Here is a 16220-nt window from a genome sequence, read left to right as displayed (position 1 = left end):
ACGAATGAGAAGAGGAACCACTGATGGCCGGAGCTCCGCGTCGCGGTGGCGCCGCCGGTGGCGAGCGGCGTGACGGTCGTCGTGACGACCGCCGCGGTGGCAGCGCTGACAAGGGCGTCTCGTACATCGAGCGCGTCGTGAAGATCAACCGAGTGGCCAAGGTCGTGAAGGGTGGTCGTCGCTTCAGCTTCACCGCCCTGGTTATCGTCGGTGACGGTAACGGCATGGTCGGTGTCGGTTACGGCAAGGCCAAGGAAGTCCCCGCGGCCATCGCCAAGGGCGTCGAAGAGGCGAAGAAGCACTTCTTCCGGGTGCCCCGCATCCAGGGCACCATCCCGCACATCGTGCAGGGTGAAGAGGCCGCCGGCGTCGTCTTCCTGCGTCCGGCCTCGCCGGGTACCGGTGTCATCGCCGGTGGTCCGGTGCGCGCCGTGCTGGAGTGCGCCGGTATCCACGACGTCCTGTCCAAGTCGCTCGGCTCGGACAACCCGATCAACATCGTGCACGCCACGGTGGCCGCTCTGAAGGGCCTCAGCCGCCCCGAGGAGATCGCGGCCCGTCGCGGCCTGCCGATCGAGGACGTCGCTCCCAAGGCGATGCTCAAGGCTCGCGCCGAGGGCATCGCAGAGGCCGCGGCGGCGAAGGCGGTGAGCTAGTCGATGGCACGCCTGAAGATCACTCAGGTCCGCTCGAAGATCGGCGGCAAGCAGAACCAGCGCGACTCGCTGCGCTCGCTGGGTCTGAAGCGCATCGGCGACGTCGTCGTCAAGGAGGACCGCCCGGAGATCCGCGGCATGGTCTCCGTGGTGACGCACCTGGTCACCGTGGAAGAGGTCGACTGACATGGCAGAGAACACTCCGCTCCGCATCCACCACCTGCGGCCGGCTCCGGGCGCCAACAAGTCGAAGGTCCGCAAGGGCCGCGGCGAGGCGTCCAAGGGCAAGACCGCCGGTCGTGGCACCAAGGGCACGCGGTCCCGGAACACGGTCCCCCTCGGCTTCGAGGGCGGCCAGGTCCCGCTCCAGCGCCGTCTGCCCAAGTACAAGGGCTTCTCCAACGCCCTGTTCAAGACGACCTACCAGGTCGTCAACCTGGACCGGCTCGGCGAGCTGTTCCCCGAGGGTGGCGACGTCACCGTCGAGGCCATGGTCGCCCGGGGTGCGGTCCGCAAGAACCAGCTCGTGAAGGTTCTGGGAACCGGCGAGATCTCCGTGGCGTTGAACGTGCAGGCGCACGCCTTCTCCGCCAGCGCCAAGGAGAAGATCGCCGCTGCCGGGGGCTCCGCCTCCGAGCTGTAGGCATCAATCACGTGGCGCGGGGGCCCTTCTGGGCCTCCGCGCCCGCGGTGCGTTAGAGTTCGCTGGACAATGAGTGTCAACTCATTTCCACGGACTCGTTGACTTGAGATACCAAGATGGATCACCCCCGCACCATCGCTGACCGACCTCGCCTTTCAGGCGCGCAGGAGGGACCGTGCTGACCGCGTTTACCCGAGCGTTCCGTACGCCGGACCTGCGCAAGAAGTTGCTCTTCACACTGGGCATCATCGCGCTGTTCCGTCTCGGCTCGGTTCTTCCGACTCCGGGTGTTCACACCGAAAACATCGCCCTGTGCCTCAAGGAGGCGCAGGCCGGCGATGCGGGCAATATCTACGGGATGGTGCAGCTGTTCAGCGGCGGCGCGCTGCTGAAGCTCTCCGTTTTCGCGCTCGGCATCATGCCGTACATCACCGCGAGCATCATCCTCCAGCTCCTGGTCGTGGTCATCCCCCGCCTCGAAGCCCTCAAGAAGGAGGGGCAGGCGGGCCAGACCAAGATCACTCAATATACGCGTTACCTGACGATCGGCCTGTCTATCCTGCAGTCCACCGCCTTCATCGCGCTCGCGCGCAGCGGCCGGCTGTTCCCCGGCTGCCGCCAGGAGGTCCTGCTCGACAAGGACAGCGTCTTCACCATCGTGACGATGGTCCTGGTGATGACCGCGGGCACCGCCGTGATCATGTGGCTGGGCGAGCTCGTGACCGACCGCGGTGTCGGCAACGGCATGTCCATCCTGATCTTCACCCAGGTCATCGCGGTCTTCCCGTCCGAGCTGCTGAACATCGGCCGCCAGAAGGGCGCGTTCGTCTTCGCCGTGGTCATGGTCGTCGGCATCGCGATGATCGCCCTGGTCGTCATGGTCGAGCAGGCCCAGCGCCGGGTCCCGGTGCAGTACGCCAAGCGCATGGTCGGACGCCGGATGTACGGCGGGACCTCCACGTACATCCCGCTGAAGGTGAACCAGGCCGGCATCATCCCGGTCATCTTCGCCTCCTCGCTGCTCTATCTGCCGCAGCTGGTCACGACCCTGTTCAGCGGCACGGAAGAGCCGAACGCGGTCGTGCAGTGGATCCAGCAGAACCTGACCACCGGCGACACCCCGGCCTACATGGTCACGTTCTTCCTCCTGATCGTCTTCTTCACCTACTTCTACGTGTCCATCACCTTCAACCCCGTTGAAGTGGCCGACAACATGAAGAAGTACGGTGGTTTCATCCCGGGTATCCGCCCGGGACGCCCGACGGCCGAGTACCTGAACTACGTGCTCTCGCGACTCACGGCTCCGGGATCGCTCTATCTGGGCTTGATCTCCATGGTGCCGATCGTCGCGCTGGCGCTGGTCGGAGCGAGCCAGAACTTCCCGTTCGGAGGCACGAGCATTCTGATCATGGTGGGTGTCGGTCTTGACACCGTGAAGCAGATCGAGAGCCAGCTGCAGCAGCGCAACTACGAAGGCTTCCTGAAGTAGTGCGCCTCGTCCTGGTGGGGCCCCCCGGAGCGGGTAAGGGGACTCAGGCCCAGTTCATCGCATCGAACCTGTCAATCCCGAAGATCTCGACAGGGGATATCTTCCGTGCCAACGTCTCGGGCGGTACGGAGCTCGGCAAGCTTGCCAAGGAGTACATGGACCGCGGCGACCTCGTGCCCGACGAGGTGACCATCGCCATGGTCCGCGACCGCCTCTCCGAGGACGACGCGCGGGACGGCTTCCTGCTCGACGGCTTCCCCAGGAACGTGCCCCAGGCCGAGATCCTGAAGAAGATGCTCGCGGAGTTCGGGGTCGCGCTGGACGTCGTCCTGGAGCTCGTGGTCGACGAGGAGGAGGTGGTCCGCCGTCTTGCGGGCCGCCGGACCTGCGGCCAGTGCGGCCGCATCTGGCACGTCGACTTCGACGACAAGAAGGACGACATCTGCGACGCCTGCGGCGGCAGCCTCTACCAGAGGGATGACGACAAGGAGGAGACCGTCCGGCGCCGGCTGGAGGTCTACCAGGAGCAGACCGCTCCGCTGGTCTCGTTCTACGCCGACGAGAAGATCCTCGTCGGGGTGGAGGCGGCCGGCCCGGTGGAAGAGGTCACCCGTCGCGCGATGGAGGCCCTGGCGCCCTACGTCGACTAGCGGTTCTCATCCGGCACGCCACCCGCGGGAAGCGCCCCGCAGGTGGCGTGCTGTCGTTAGGAGAGGCTTCTAGGGCACAATCGGGGGAATTGAGCTCCCGAATCGCCCGTTTAATCACCCCAGGGGGTGCATACGTGTTCAAGAAGAACCGGCACGGGATTCAGATCAAGACGCCGGAGCAGCTGGAGAAGATGCGTGCCGCGGGCCTGGTGGTCGGGCGGACGCTGCAGCTGCTCAAGGAGAGCGTCCAGCCGGGCATGACGCCGCTGGACCTCGACGCGATCGCGGAGAAGGCGATCCGGGACGAGGGTGCGATCCCCTCCTTCAAGGGCTACCAGGGCTTTCCGGCGACGATCTGCGCGTCGGTCAACGACGAGGTCGTCCACGGCATCCCCGGAGACCGCCGGAAGCTGCGCGAGGGCGACATCATCTCGATCGACTGCGGAGCCATCCTGGACGGCTGGCACGGCGACTCGGCCGTCACGGTCCCGGTCGGCGAGGTGGACCCCGCGCTGACCGAGCTGATGCGGGTCACCGAGGAGTCCATGTGGCAGGGGATCGCCGCCCTGAAGCCGGGCGGTCACCTGTCCGACGTGGGGCACGCGGTGGAGAAGTACGTCCGCTCCCAGGGCCGCTACGGCATCCCGCAGGAGTACGGCGGGCACGGGATCGGCACCGAGATGCACATGGACCCCTGGGTCGCCAACCACGGCAAGCCCGGCAAGGGGCCCAGGCTGGAGGTGGGCATGTGCTTCGCGGTGGAGCCGATGGTCAACCTGGGCACCGCGCGGACCAAGGTGCTGGCCGACGACTGGACCGTCGTCACCGTCGACGGCAAGCCCTCCGCGCACTTCGAGCACAGCGTCGCGGTGACACATAATGGACCATGGGTGCTGACCGCGCTCGACGGGGGCGAAGAGCGGTTCGCCGGCGTACAGGCAGAGAGTGCGGGCTAGCGGCGACGCGGCCCGCCGTGGCGAGCGGATGTGAGCGATGATGGCGGCTGGTCCGCAGATGCGGGCGTCGGACGACGACAGGGACAGGGTCGCCTCGGTGCTCCGTGAGCACTACGCGCAGGGTCGCCTCACCGTCGAGGAGTTCGACGAGCGACTCGAGCAGCTCTACGCGAGCAGGACGTACGGCGAGCTCGCGACCCTCACCTCCGACCTGCCCGACGTCGACCTGCGCGCCATGCGGGAGGTCGCCCCGTGCCCGCCGGCGAAGGAGGAGACGGTGAAGGGACGCCTGCTGGCCATGTGGGGTCCCTGGGCCTTCGCGGTCAGCGTCAACTGGGGCATCTGGTTCGCCATCGGCATGGGGGACGACTTTGACTTCCCCTATCCCTGGCCGCTGTGGGTGATGGGCCCCTGGGGTGCGATCCTGCTGGTCGCGACCGTCCTGATGAAGTTCGGCGACGGCCGGAAGCCGTAATAGTGCACGCTCGGCGGTGAGTGTGCATTCCTCCGCAGAAGGGCGGGCCGAAGCTTCCTAACGTGAGCGGTGTCCGAACGACGGACCCCTTCACAGGAGGAAGACATGAGCAAGGCCCGCACCCTTCTCGCCGCCACCGCCCTCACCGGCGCCCTCGCCGCCGGTCTGGCCGCGGCTCCGGCCCAGGCCTCGACCGCCGGCACGGCCACCGCCGCCTCCCAGGAGGCGCAGGGGTCGAAGCACTTCTTCGGCCCCTACCACTCGAAGTTCGGCGGTGGCGAGGGCTTCGGCAAGCGCTCCTACTTCAAGGGCTACTGGATCAAGCAGGGCGGCCGCTACTGGTTCCACGGGGACCTGTTCGACCGTGACCGCGACCGCGAGTACAGCTACGTCTGGTTCAGGTGGCACGACAAGTTCGGGACCCACACCAAGTACTACAAGACGTTCGGCGGCAGGCACTTCACCAAGTTCGGCGGCTTCAAGAAGAGCAACGGCTTCGACGACTTCAAGATCCGCGTCTGCGAAGGCGACAACCGCTTCGACGACTGCGGCGGCTGGGGTGACGCCTTCTAGGCGCGGCCGGGAAGGCCGATCGACACGGGCCCGCCGGTGACACGGTCACCGGCGGGCTTTCCGCTCGGCTGGGGGGTATGCTGTCTGGTGGTTGTGTCAAGCACCGGCCGGCGGTTTCGCATTTCATCGCCCGGTGCCGTACACTCCTTCTTCGGTTCACTATGACCATTGCGCCTCAGCGGTGTCGCTACCGCCGCCTCTCCTGGAAGCGCATGGTCGCGGCTGCTTAGTGTTCCGAAGCCTCAGACGACCGATCAGTGAAACGCGAGGGACATGGCCAAGAAAGACGGCGCCATCGAGATCGAGGGCACTGTGGTTGAGTCGCTCCCGAACGCAATGTTCCGGGTCCAGCTCGACAACGGCCATAAGGTCCTGGCCCACATCAGCGGGCGGATGCGCATGCACTACATCCGAATCCTTCCCGACGACCGGGTTGTCGTCGAACTGAGCCCCTACGACCTCAGTCGTGGGCGGATCGTCTACCGATACAAGTAAGCGTCTGAGGGACGAATAAGGACTATGAAGGTCAAGCCGAGCGTCAAGAAGATCTGCGACAAGTGCAAGGTGATCCGCCGGCACGGTCGTGTCATGGTGATCTGCGACAACCTGCGCCACAAGCAGCGTCAGGGCTAGTCGCGGCAGAAGGTCTCACGGAGTCCGCTCGCAAGAGGCGGACTCGATCCATGTGGGGCCCATCGGGCGAAGGCGGCCGCGCCGGTCCGGCGAGGTGAGCGGAGACGCTCCCCGCGGCGGAGAGGCGAGGCGGGCCCAGCCCGGAAGAACGGTAATCGCGTTTCACACCTGCGCAGGCGGCCGACGAGGCCGTACCCCGCAGGAGACCCCCGGTCGGAGGCCGGGGCCCTCACCCCGGGCATGGGGAGGGGAAGTGAAGCGTAGGACCTCCGCCACAAAGAAGGAGAATGCCCGACCATGGCTCGCCTGGTTGGCGTCGACCTCCCCCGCGACAAGCGGCTGGAGATCGCTCTCACCTACATTTTCGGAATCGGCCGCACTCGCGCGCTCGAGACCCTGAAGGCCACCGGCGTCAGCGGCGACCTCCGGGTGCACCAGCTCACCGACGAAGAGCTCGTGCCGCTGCGTGACTACATCGAGGCGAATTTCAAGATCGAGGGTGACCTCCGTCGCGAGATTCAGGCCGACATCCGCCGCAAGATCGAGATTCAGTCCTACCAGGGCATCCGGCACCGTCGCGGTCTTCCCGTGCACGGTCAGCGCACGCAGACCAACGCGCGCACCCGCAAGGGCAAGAAGAAGACCGTCGCCGGCAAGAAGAAGCCCGGTAAGAAGTAGTCCGCGCAGCCGCGGGACCGAAGACCTCAGGAGTGAAGGCAAACAATGCCTCCTAAGAGCCGCCAGGGTGCACCGAAGAAGGTGCGCCGCAAGGAAAAGAAGAACGTCGCTCACGGGCACGCCCACATCAAGAGCACGTTCAACAACACGATCGTTTCGATCACCGACCCGAGCGGGAACGTGATCTCCTGGGCCAGTGCCGGCCACGTCGGGTTCAAGGGCTCTCGCAAGTCCACCCCGTTCGCCGCGCAGATGGCCGCCGAGAACGCCGCTCGCCGCGCCATGGAGCACGGCATGCGCAAGGTCGACGTCTTCGTCAAGGGCCCGGGTTCCGGCCGCGAGACCGCCATCCGCTCGCTGCAGGCGACCGGCCTGGAGGTGGGCTCCATCCAGGACGTCACCCCCGTGCCGCACAACGGCTGCCGCCCGCCCAAGCGCCGTCGCGTCTGAGCCCCAGGAGAAGATAGAAAATGGCTCGTTACACGGGTGCGGACTGCAAGCTCTGCCGTCGGGAGAAGGTCAAGCTCTTCCTCAAGGGCAAGAAGTGCGAGTCCGCGAAGTGCCCCATCGAGATCCGTCCTTACCCGCCGGGTGAGCACGGCCGCGGCCGTCCCAAGGAGTCTGAGTACCAGCTCCAGCTTCGTGAGAAGCAGAAGACCCGCCGCATCTACGGCGTCCTCGAGAAGCAGTTCCGCAACTACTACGAGGAAGCCAACCGCAAGGGCGGCAAGACCGGCGAGAACCTCCTCCAGATCCTGGAGAGCCGTCTCGACAACGTGGTCTACCGCGCCGGTTTCGCCGAGTCCCGCGACGCCGCCCGCCAGCAGGTCCGCCACGGACACATCCTGGTGAACGGCAAGAAGGTCGACATCCCGTCGTACCGCGTCCGCGAGCACGACATCGTCGAGGTCCGCGAGCGCTCGCGCAACCTGCTGCCCTACGAGGTGGCGCGCGCCACCGCCGGCGACAAGACGTTCCCGGCGTGGCTGGGCGTCGCCCCGGAGGCCATGCGCATCCTGATCCACCAGCTCCCGGTCCGTCAGCAGATCGACACCCAGGTCCAGGAGCAGCTGATCGTCGAGCTCTACTCCAAGTAGCGGCTCTTCGCGGGTGCCGTGCGGCTTGCCGTACGGCACCTATGCTGTTGTTATCGAGCGGCGTCAAATAGCGGGCGCCGCACGTCAAGGGGAGAACCCACATGCTGATCGCTCAGCGCCCGACCCTCCTCGAGGAGACCATCGAGGAGACCCGCTCCCGGTTCGTCATCGAGCCGCTGGAGCCGGGCTTCGGCTACACCATCGGCAACTCGCTGCGGCGCACGCTGCTGTCGTCCATCCCGGGCGCGGCCGTGACCAGCATCCGCATCGAGGGCGTGCTGCACGAGTTCTCGACCGTCCCGGGGGTCAAGGAGGATGTCACCGACATCATCCTGAACCTCAAGGAGCTGGTCGTCTCCTCCGAGCACGACGAGCCCGTGGTCATGTACCTGCGCAAGCAGGGCCCCGGCGACGTCACCGCCGCCGACATCGCGCCCCCGGCCGGTGTCGAGGTGCACAACCCCGAGCTGCGCATCGCCACGCTGAACGGCAAGGCGAAGCTGGAGATGGAGCTGACCGTCGAGCGCGGTCGCGGCTACGTCTCCGCGGCGCAGAACAAGCAGCCGGGCCAGGAGATCGGGCGCATCCCGATCGACTCGATCTACTCGCCGGTGCTCAAGGTCACCTACAAGGTCGAGGCGACCCGTGTCGAGCAGCGCACCGACTTCGACCGTCTGATCCTGGACGTCGAGACCAAGGCCGCGATGAAGCCCCGCGACGCGGTGGCCTCCGCCGGCAAGACCCTGGTCGAGCTGTTCGGCCTCGCCCGCGAGCTGAACGTCGAGGCCGAGGGCATCGACATCGGCCCGTCGCCGACGGACGCGGCCCTGGCCGCGGACCTGGCGCTGCCGATCGAGGAGCTGAACCTCACGGTCCGCTCCTACAACTGCCTCAAGCGCGAGGGCATCCACACCGTGGGCGAGCTCGTCGCGCGCAGCGAGCAGGACCTGCTGGACATCCGCAACTTCGGTGCGAAGTCCATCGAGGAGGTCAAGCAGAAGCTGCACGAGATGTCGCTCGCGCTGAAGGACTCCCCGCCCGGGTTCGACCCGACCGCGGTGGCCGGCGGCGGTTACGACGACGACGACAGCGCGTACGTCGAGACCGAGCAGTACTGATTCCGCGGGGACTCCGTCCCCGTGACCCCCGGAGGGCGTGGCCCCTCCGGGACTGATCGCCACACGGGAGCCGCGAGCGGTTCCCGTGGCCCGACCCCGGTACCTGATACGGCCGGGGCGGGTTCACTCTCAAGGAGAACGAAATGCCCAGGCCCACCAAGGGTGCCCGTCTCGGCGGCAGCCCGGCCCACGAGAAGCTGATCCTGGCGAACCTCGCCACCCAGCTGTTCCAGCACGGCCGGATCAAGACCACCGAGGCGAAGGCGAAGCGCCTGCGCCCGCTGGCGGAGAAGCTGATCACCAAGGCGAAGAAGGGCGACATGCACAACCGTCGCCAGGTGCTGACGGTCGTCCGCGACAAGGGCGTCGTCCACCACCTCTTCACCGAGATCGCCCCGACCTTCGCCGAGCGTCCCGGTGGCTACACCCGGATCACCAAGGTCGGCCTCCGCAAGGGCGACGCCGCCCCGATGGCGGTCATCGAGCTGGTGTCCGAGCCGCTGAACACGGTCCGCGTCGCCAAGGCTCCGGCCGCCGCCGAGGCCCCCGCCGCGGAGAAGGCCGAGGAGACCACCGAGGCTCCGGCCGAGGAGACCGCCGAGGCCCCCGCCGCGGAGAAGAACGACGAGGCGACCGAGGCTCCGGCCGAGGAGACCGAGGACAAGAAGGACAACGCCTGATCTCTCAGGCTGGGTGAACGGGTCCGGCATCCCCGCATCGGGGATACCGGGCCCGTTCCCGTTCTCCGGGAGGAACAACGTGGTACGGCTGCGCCTGGATCTCGCCTACGACGGCACGGAGTTCTCCGGCTGGGCCCGGCAGCCCGGCAGGCGGACGGTCCAGGGGGAGATCGAGGAGGCGCTCGCCAGGGTCCTGCGGCTCGGTGAGCCTCCCGCGCTGACCGTGGCGGGCCGGACCGACGCCGGGGTGCACGCGCGGGGGCAGGTGGCGCACCTGGACGTGGCGGAGGACGCGCTCGCGGCGGTGGAGGGGAACGCGAGGGCGCGCGGGCGGTCCGCGGGAGCAGCCGGGGGCGCCGCGGGGGAGGCCGGGGACGGAGGGCCGCGGGAGCGGTTCGAGGAGCGGCTCACGGCCCTGCGCAGGAGGCTGGCCGGAGTGCTTCCCCAGGACGTCAGGGTCCATCGCGTCACGGTGGCCCCTGAGGGCTTCGACGCGCGTTTCTCCGCGCTGTCCCGCCGGTACGCCTACCGGGTGTGCGACGCGCCCGGGGGCGTGGACCCGCTCCGGCGCAGGGAGGTCGTCTGGTACGCCCGCCCGCTCGACCTGGACCGGCTCAACGCCGCCGCCGCGCGGCTGCTCGGCGAGCACGACTTCGCGGCGTTCTGCAAGAAGCGCGAGGGCGCCACGACGATCAGGGAGCTGCAGCGGCTGGACTGGGTCCGGGAGGGCGGCCGGGACGGGCTCCTGGTCGCGACGGTGGTCGCCGACGCCTTCTGCCACTCCATGGTGCGGGCGCTCGTGGGATCGCTGCTGGCGGTCGGCGAGGGGCGTCTCGGGGTGGAGTGGCCGGGACAGGTGCTGGCGAGAGCCGTACGGGATTCCGGGGTGCACGTCGCGCCGGCGCACGGGCTCTGCCTGGAGGAGGTGCGCTATCCCGGGGCGGAGGAACTGGCTCTGCGGGCCGCGCTGACCCGCCGGGTGCGCGTGCCGAAGGCTGAGCCGGCCCCGCCGGGCGTCGAGGGCTGAGCCGGCCCTGCCGCGCGTGGAGGGCTGAGCCGGCCCTGCCGCGCGTGGAGGGCTGAGCCGGCGGCGGGAGTGCTGGGGCCGTGATGAGCCGGCGGACGCGGGGCCGGGACGGCTCCGCCGGATACGTGGGCCGGGGAGCACCGGGACGGCCTCGATGCGGGCGCTCCCGGCGGCGTCCGCCCCGCCCTCCGGAGCGCGGGGCGGACGCCGTCAGCGGGTCAGGCGGCGCTCGACGACCTTGGAGGTCTGGTCGCGGAAGGCCCCGCTGAGCTTGCCGAGGCTCTTCTCCTTCGCGGTGGGGGTGTGGCCGTCGGCGAAGGTGGCGTAGCTGAACACGATGTAGCGGCCCCACACCAGCCCCGCGGCGTAGCCGCCCGCGATGTGCATGCGCTCGGCCCCGCTGCCGGAGGCGCCCCGCAGGCCGCGGAACCACAGGTTCTTCTCGAGGTTCTTGGCCTGGTCGACCTTGACGGCCGACTCACGGGTGGGCAGGACGGCGACGCCCGTGGTGACGGCGTACTTCTTCTTGCGGTCGACGTAGGTGGCCCGCAGCACGCGGCGGCAGTCGCCGTCCTCGAGCGCCGTGGCGAACGCGCCCGCCGCCGCCTTGTCGCAGTCCTGGGTCAGGTGGGTCTTGACCCGGGTGAAGGTGGTCCCGGAAACGGTCACCTTCCTGGCGAAGGCGTCGGCGAGGGTCATCTTGCCCGGGTCGGTCAGCTCGGAGTTGAGCAGCGTGGTGTCGATCAGCTCTTCGGTCGGGATGTTCTCGGGGCTCTCCGCGGTCGGATCTCCGGTCTCCGGTACGGCGGTCGGCCGGACGGGCTGCGGATCGGCCGCGTTGAACGACCGGTAGGCGAAGAAGGCGCCGGTGCCGATGCCGCCGACCACGACCGCGACCGCGGCGGCCACCAGGACGATCCGGCCCCGGCCGGGGGTCGCGGGAGCGGCGGCGGGAGGCGCCGGGGGCCCGGACGCGATCGCCGAGGGCGGCTCGAACGGGCCGCGCTCCACGGCCGGGCCCGCGGGCGCGGGGAGTTCCCCGCCGGGAGGAGCCGGCGGCGGGAACGGTGGGGCGACGACCGGGAAACCGCCCGGAGGGGTCGGCTGGTCGGCCGGGGACGGGACCGGTCCCGGAGCCGGGAGCGTCACGGGCGGGTTCACCGGAGGCTCGGCCGCGGGCGGCTGAGGCGCGGGGGGCGCGGAGCGTTCGGCCGTGGACGGCCGAGGTGCGGATGCGGGTGGCGCGGCGTTCCCGGCCGTGACCTCCTGGGGTGCGGTCGGTGCGGTCGGTGCGGTCGGTACGGCGTGCTCGGCTGCGGGCGGTCCAGGATGCCCGGAATGCCCGGTCGGCTCCGGACCGGAGAGGGCCATCGGGGTGAGGTCGCCGGGAGCGGGGACGGAGCCGCCGAGGGCCGGGGGTGGGCCGATGGGAGCGGGCGGGGGGAGGTCCGGCCGGTCGGCCCCGGCGGGACCGGCCTCCCGCGGGTCCGCAACCGGGAGAAGGGGCTCCTGCGGATCGGGCGCGGCGGGAGCGGGGAGGCGGATGTCGACGGTGTTCTCCGGGTTCTCGATGGCGGGGGAGCCGAGGTGGGGCGGCCGGCCGATGAGGCCGCCGGCCTCACCGGGACGGGCCCCCTCGTCGGAGTCGGGCCAGGACAGCTCCTCGACGGGCTCCCCCGTGGCCGCGGGCCACGGAGGGGGTACGGGGGCGTCCGCGGCGGGTGAGGGCCACACCTGTATACCGGCGGCGGCGGCGGTGAAGGCCGGCGGCGGCTGCCACGCCGGGGCGGAGGGTCCGCCGGGGGGAGGGGCGAGGACGTCTTCCTCCCCGGTCGGGGCGAGCCAGTCGTAGGAGGTCCCGCCGTCGTCGGGAGCCGCCCACGGCCGGCCGGCCGCGGGCTCGGGCTCGGGCTCCGGCCGCGCCGGAGGGACATGGGACTGCTCGCCTTCGGCGAGATCGGTCCGCGGCACGCGCGATGAAGGCTGGCCGAAGCTCGGCGGCGGCGTCGCCGGTACGACCGAACCGTCGGTTTCGCGCTCGTGCTCGGATCCGGATTCCTGGCCACGCATACCTGGCAGCGTAGCGACAGCCGGAGATCGGCATGTGAGTATGTGCGTTCCTGGCCGGATCGCCCGCCGGTTTCGTGCCTGAAAAGTCCCTTATGGGGTGTTGCTCAGGGGCGCTTCCCGGTCAGCGAACGGGACTCCAGCGCGGGGGTGACGGTCGCGTCGGCGACTCCGAACGCGGCCGCGTTGAGCTTCTTGGCCTCGGCCTTGCTCGGCAGGTGGCCGTCCTTGTACTGGAACCAGACCAGTACGGCGTAGTGGCCGTGGCGCCATCCTCCGACGAAGGCCTCCCCGGTGCCGAGGAGCTTGGTGACCTTGTCCTTGCCGGGCAGCACCTTGAGGTACTGCTGGGGCTCCTTCCCCCTGGTGGCCTTGACGACCTTCGCCGCGGCCGAGGAGGTGTCGAGGTTGGCCACCCCCAGGGTGCCGATGATCTTCCCCGAGGCGTCGCGGAAGCTGGCGCGGACGAGCTGGTTGCACCTGCCCGCGGTGAGGGCCTTCTGCAGGCCGGAGCCGACGACGGCGTCCTTGCACTTCTTGTCGTTCCTGCGGGCGGTCATCAGGTAGGTCTGACCCTTGTGCCGGGCCTTCCGGCTCTTGAAGAGCTCGTCCAGCGCAAGCTTGGCCGGGTCGGTCTTGCGGGACTCGGCGAAGCCGAACGTGCCTCCGGGGTTGGCGGGGATCACCGGCTTGGTCGCGGCGGGCGCCGGGGCGTCCGCCACGCCGGCCAGGGAGTCGTCGCCGGAGCTGGCGAAGACGGCCAGCCCGATGCCGCCCGCGATGAGCATGCCGATCACGCCGACCGCGACGAAGGTGGGCAGGAGCGCGCGGGGGCCTTCCTCGTAGGGGCTCCACGCCTGCTTCTGCTTCTTGGGGCGTCGCCCGGGCTCCGTGGGCTCGGGCGTCTCGCGTGCGAAGGCCGCGGGTCCGGGCCCCTCCTGCTCGGCCGCCGTCTGCTCGGTAGGCGTCTGCCCGGCCGCCGTCTGCCCGGCCGGTGCCTGCCATCCGGGCGCCGGTCGCGGGGGCTCCTGGGGCGTGGAGCCGAACCCGGCCGGAGACTGCGGCCCCGGGCCCTGCACGGGCGGGCCGAACCAGCTCTCGCCCTGTCCGCCCGGCCGTCCGCCGCCCTGTCCGCCCGGCTGCCCGCCGGTCTGGTCGTCCCACGCGGGCGGCGACTGCGGCCCGCCGGTCTGGAAGGGCGGCTGCTGCCCGCCGGGCTGGACGTACGGCTGGCGGCGCGGTGAATCCCCGGGAAAACCCATGCGCTGAGATTAACTCCGTATCAGGGCGGATCAGTTCACGAATACCCGAAGTCCTGTGTCCACCAGGGACCGCCGAGCCCTTCCACGACCCCGACGCCGGTGGCCGTCAGCGCGCAGTTGAGGATGTTGTGCCGGTGGCCGGGGTTCGCCATCCAGCCGCGCACCGCCTCCTCCGCGGAGGTGTAACCGCGGCCGATGTTCTCGGCCCCCCCGGCGTGGTAGCCGGCGGCCTCCATGCGGTCCCAGGGGGAGCCGCCGCCGCCCGGGGAGTCGTGCGAGAAGGCGTCGCTCAGCGCCATCTCCGAGGAGTGCGCCCGCGCCGACCGGACCAGTCGCCTGTCGATGCGCAGGGGGGCGCAGCCGGCCCGGCGGCGCTCGATGTTGGTGAGGCGGACGACCTCGCTCTCCATCGCGCTCAGCGCCTGGTTCACGCCGTGGCCGCCGTCCCCCCGCAGGACGTACTGGGGGTCGTCGTTCGCGGAGCCCTCGATGACGTTGCGCGGGCCGCCGGAGGCCCGCGGGACGGGACGCCGCTGCCGGGACGCCGCAGGGGAGGGAGAGGGGGAGGGGCGCGCGACCCGGCGGAGCGGGACCCGCTCGTCGAGGGCGCCGCCCGGTCCGGTCGCGAGGGCGGGCGAGGGGTCGGCGGGACCCGCCTCGTTCAGGTAGACGTGGCCGGGGGCCTCCTCGTCGCGGCTTCCCCGGCCGAGGACGAACCCGATGAGCAGGACCGCGGCGAGGCAGGCGAACAACCCGGCGCGGCGCAAGGCGGCCCGCTGGGTATGCCCGGGGTAAGGGGACTGCCACATACTGCTATCAACGATAGAGATGTTGAGATAGTTGAAGAAGGGAATGCCGGGAACGAGTTGCAAACGTTCGGCCGGGTGCCGTCCGGCATCGGGCGGGCGGCCGCGCCGCATCCCTCCCGCACGGTAGACTCCTGGCGAAGACCGGTCTGGGGCGGTGTCGTTTTGACCCTCCCTCCTCCAGGCCTGTATTCTGCTAATTCGTTGTGTGCGAATCGGTCTCCTCTGCAGACCGATACGCGGCGCGTCCGGCGTCATCTCCTCGCATCTAGGGAGACGGAAGGTCCGGGCTGTCGTGCGCCCGCACCTACCGACCATGTTGCTGTCGCTTCCGACAGCGCCGAGATGCGATCAAAGAAGGCATACGACCGTGCGCACGTACACACCCAAGCCTGCTGAAGTCGAGCGTCAGTGGTATGTCATCGACGCCACCGACATCGTGCTCGGCCGGCTGGCCAGCCACGTCGCGACCCTGCTTCGCGGTAAGCACAAGCCGATCTTCGCGAACCACGTCGACACCGGTGACTTCGTCATCGTCATCAACGCCGACAAGATCGCGCTGACCGGCAACAAGCTCGAGCAGAAGAAGGCTTACCGTCACTCGGGCTACCCCGGCGGTCTGCGTTCCGTGACCTACGCCGAGCTCATGGACAAGCGTCCCGACCGCGCCGTTGAGAAGGCCGTGAAGGGCATGCTGCCCAAGAACGCCCTCGGCCGGAAGATGATCAAGAAGCTCAAGGTCTACGCCGGCTCCGAGCACCCGCACCAGGCCCAGCAGCCGGTGCCGTTCGAGCTCACCCAGATCGCCCAGTAGTCGTACGAGCTGCGCATCAGCAGCAGCGTCGGCCGTCGGCCGGCGCCGAGTAGGAAAGTTTGAGGAGAACCGTGGCTGAGCCCACCGGTGTCGAGACGCCCGTCGAGGGCGAGCTGGACGACTACAACGCGGAGGAGTTCCCCTCCGAGTACACCAGCGAGTCCTCCGCCGCCGCCGGCGGCGAGGCCGTGCGCAAGCCCATCACCGTGGGCAACTCGTACGGCACCGGCCGCCGCAAGGAGGCCGTCGCCCGCGTGCGCATCGTGCCGGGCACCGGCAAGTGGACGATCAACGGTCGCCCGCTTGACGCCTACTTCCCGAACAAGGTCCACCAGCAGATCGTCAACGAGCCCTTCGTGACGCTCGGCGCCGAGGACCAGTTCGACGTCATCGCCCGCATCGACGGCGGCGGCGTCACCGGCCAGGCCGGCGCCCTGCGCATGGGCCTGTCCCGTGCGCTGGCCGTCCTGGACGTCGAGGTCAACCGCGCGCCGCTGAAGAAGGCCGGCTTCCTGACCCGTGACGCCCGCGCCACCGAGCGCAAGAAGTACGGTCTCAAGAAGGCCCGTAAGGCCCCCCAGTACAGCAAGCGTTAA

The 16220-nt window shown here is 69.5% G+C and carries 21 protein-coding genes; 18 read left to right on the top strand and 3 right to left on the bottom strand.

What is annotated here, in order from left to right:
* Positions 1-23: 23 nt before the first annotated feature.
* From rpsE to truA, 16 genes are all read left to right on the top strand, one after another.
* Positions 24-656: a 30S ribosomal protein S5 gene (rpsE, locus tag IEZ06_RS02845; protein ID WP_068896548.1), complete on the top strand. Its 633-nt coding sequence runs from the start codon at positions 24-26 to the stop codon at positions 654-656.
* A gap of 3 nt (positions 657-659) precedes the next feature.
* Positions 660-842, top strand: a complete 183-nt coding sequence (gene rpmD, locus IEZ06_RS02840) for a 50S ribosomal protein L30 (RefSeq protein ID WP_068896549.1) — start codon at positions 660-662, stop codon at positions 840-842.
* A 1-nt stretch (position 843) separates the two neighbouring features.
* Positions 844-1299: a 50S ribosomal protein L15 gene (rplO, locus tag IEZ06_RS02835; protein WP_068896550.1), complete on the top strand. Its 456-nt coding sequence runs from the start codon at positions 844-846 to the stop codon at positions 1297-1299.
* 175 nt (positions 1300-1474) lie between these two features.
* Positions 1475-2788: a preprotein translocase subunit SecY gene (gene secY / locus IEZ06_RS02830; protein ID WP_189235070.1), complete on the top strand. Its 1314-nt coding sequence runs from the start codon at positions 1475-1477 to the stop codon at positions 2786-2788.
* Entirely contained in the window at positions 2788-3438 is a 651-nt protein-coding gene (locus IEZ06_RS02825; protein WP_189235069.1) for an adenylate kinase, read from the top strand. The genes secY and IEZ06_RS02825 overlap by 1 nt, the downstream gene beginning before the upstream one ends.
* A 134-nt stretch (positions 3439-3572) precedes the next feature.
* Positions 3573-4394, top strand: coding sequence for a type I methionyl aminopeptidase (gene map / locus IEZ06_RS02820; protein ID WP_189235068.1), 822 nt, complete (start codon positions 3573-3575; stop codon positions 4392-4394).
* Positions 4395-4431: 37 nt separating this feature from the next.
* The gene (locus IEZ06_RS02815) at positions 4432-4869 is read left to right on the top strand and encodes a DUF1707 SHOCT-like domain-containing protein (protein WP_203871777.1); all 438 of its coding nucleotides are present in this window, start codon (positions 4432-4434) and stop codon (positions 4867-4869) included.
* 105 nt (positions 4870-4974) lie between these two features.
* Positions 4975-5442 (top strand): hypothetical protein, encoded by a 468-nt coding sequence (locus IEZ06_RS02810; RefSeq protein ID WP_189235067.1) that lies wholly within the window; start codon positions 4975-4977, stop codon positions 5440-5442.
* Positions 5443-5715: 273 nt separating this feature from the next.
* Positions 5716-5937 (top strand): translation initiation factor IF-1, encoded by a 222-nt coding sequence (gene infA / locus IEZ06_RS02805; protein WP_012887858.1) that lies wholly within the window; start codon positions 5716-5718, stop codon positions 5935-5937.
* A 24-nt stretch (positions 5938-5961) separates the two neighbouring features.
* Positions 5962-6075, top strand: coding sequence for a 50S ribosomal protein L36 (gene rpmJ, locus IEZ06_RS02800; protein WP_003956441.1), 114 nt, complete (start codon positions 5962-5964; stop codon positions 6073-6075).
* A 297-nt stretch (positions 6076-6372) separates the two neighbouring features.
* Complete coding sequence (gene rpsM, locus IEZ06_RS02795; protein ID WP_068896556.1) at positions 6373-6753, top strand: 30S ribosomal protein S13; 381 nt, start codon at positions 6373-6375, stop codon at positions 6751-6753.
* Between the two features lie 45 nt (positions 6754-6798).
* The gene (gene rpsK, locus IEZ06_RS02790) at positions 6799-7203 is read left to right on the top strand and encodes a 30S ribosomal protein S11 (protein WP_012887860.1); all 405 of its coding nucleotides are present in this window, start codon (positions 6799-6801) and stop codon (positions 7201-7203) included.
* Between the two features lie 20 nt (positions 7204-7223).
* Positions 7224-7850 carry a 30S ribosomal protein S4 gene (gene rpsD / locus IEZ06_RS02785; protein WP_068896557.1) on the top strand — a complete coding sequence of 209 codons (627 nt, stop codon included), beginning with the start codon at positions 7224-7226 and terminating at the stop codon, positions 7848-7850.
* Positions 7851-7951: 101 nt separating this feature from the next.
* Entirely contained in the window at positions 7952-8968 is a 1017-nt protein-coding gene (locus tag IEZ06_RS02780) for a DNA-directed RNA polymerase subunit alpha (RefSeq protein ID WP_068896558.1), read from the top strand.
* Positions 8969-9111: 143 nt separating this feature from the next.
* Entirely contained in the window at positions 9112-9648 is a 537-nt protein-coding gene (rplQ, locus tag IEZ06_RS02775; RefSeq protein ID WP_189235066.1) for a 50S ribosomal protein L17, read from the top strand.
* Between the two features lie 79 nt (positions 9649-9727).
* A complete protein-coding gene (gene truA, locus IEZ06_RS02770) occupies positions 9728-10675 on the top strand; it encodes a tRNA pseudouridine(38-40) synthase TruA (RefSeq protein WP_189235065.1) in 948 nt (315 codons plus the stop codon).
* 210 nt (positions 10676-10885) lie between these two features.
* On the opposite strand, the gene IEZ06_RS02765 is transcribed toward truA, so the two are convergent.
* The 3 genes from IEZ06_RS02765 to IEZ06_RS02755 all read right to left on the bottom strand — a co-directional run bounded on the left by IEZ06_RS02765 (position 10886) and on the right by IEZ06_RS02755 (position 14813).
* On the bottom strand, positions 10886-11836 hold the full coding sequence (locus IEZ06_RS02765) for a hypothetical protein (protein WP_189235064.1): 951 nt from the start codon (positions 11834-11836) through the stop codon (positions 10886-10888).
* Between the two features lie 1013 nt (positions 11837-12849).
* Entirely contained in the window at positions 12850-14004 is a 1155-nt protein-coding gene (locus IEZ06_RS02760) for a hypothetical protein (protein ID WP_189235063.1), read from the bottom strand.
* A gap of 35 nt (positions 14005-14039) precedes the next feature.
* Complete coding sequence (locus IEZ06_RS02755) at positions 14040-14813, bottom strand: CAP domain-containing protein (RefSeq protein WP_189235062.1); 774 nt, start codon at positions 14811-14813, stop codon at positions 14040-14042.
* A gap of 367 nt (positions 14814-15180) precedes the next feature.
* On the opposite strand from IEZ06_RS02755, the gene rplM reads away from it, so the two are divergent.
* Together rplM and rpsI are read left to right on the top strand one after the other, a co-directional pair.
* The gene (gene rplM, locus IEZ06_RS02750; protein ID WP_068896563.1) at positions 15181-15624 is read left to right on the top strand and encodes a 50S ribosomal protein L13; all 444 of its coding nucleotides are present in this window, start codon (positions 15181-15183) and stop codon (positions 15622-15624) included.
* Between the two features lie 71 nt (positions 15625-15695).
* Positions 15696-16220 (top strand): 30S ribosomal protein S9, encoded by a 525-nt coding sequence (gene rpsI, locus IEZ06_RS02745; protein WP_189235061.1) that lies wholly within the window; start codon positions 15696-15698, stop codon positions 16218-16220.

The sequence above is a fragment of the Planomonospora antibiotica genome (assembly GCF_014647955.1).
Lineage (GTDB): Bacteria > Actinomycetota > Actinomycetes > Streptosporangiales > Streptosporangiaceae > Planomonospora > Planomonospora parontospora.
Note: the sequence above shows the minus strand (reverse complement) of the source record. Positions and strands in the feature narration are given on the sequence as shown.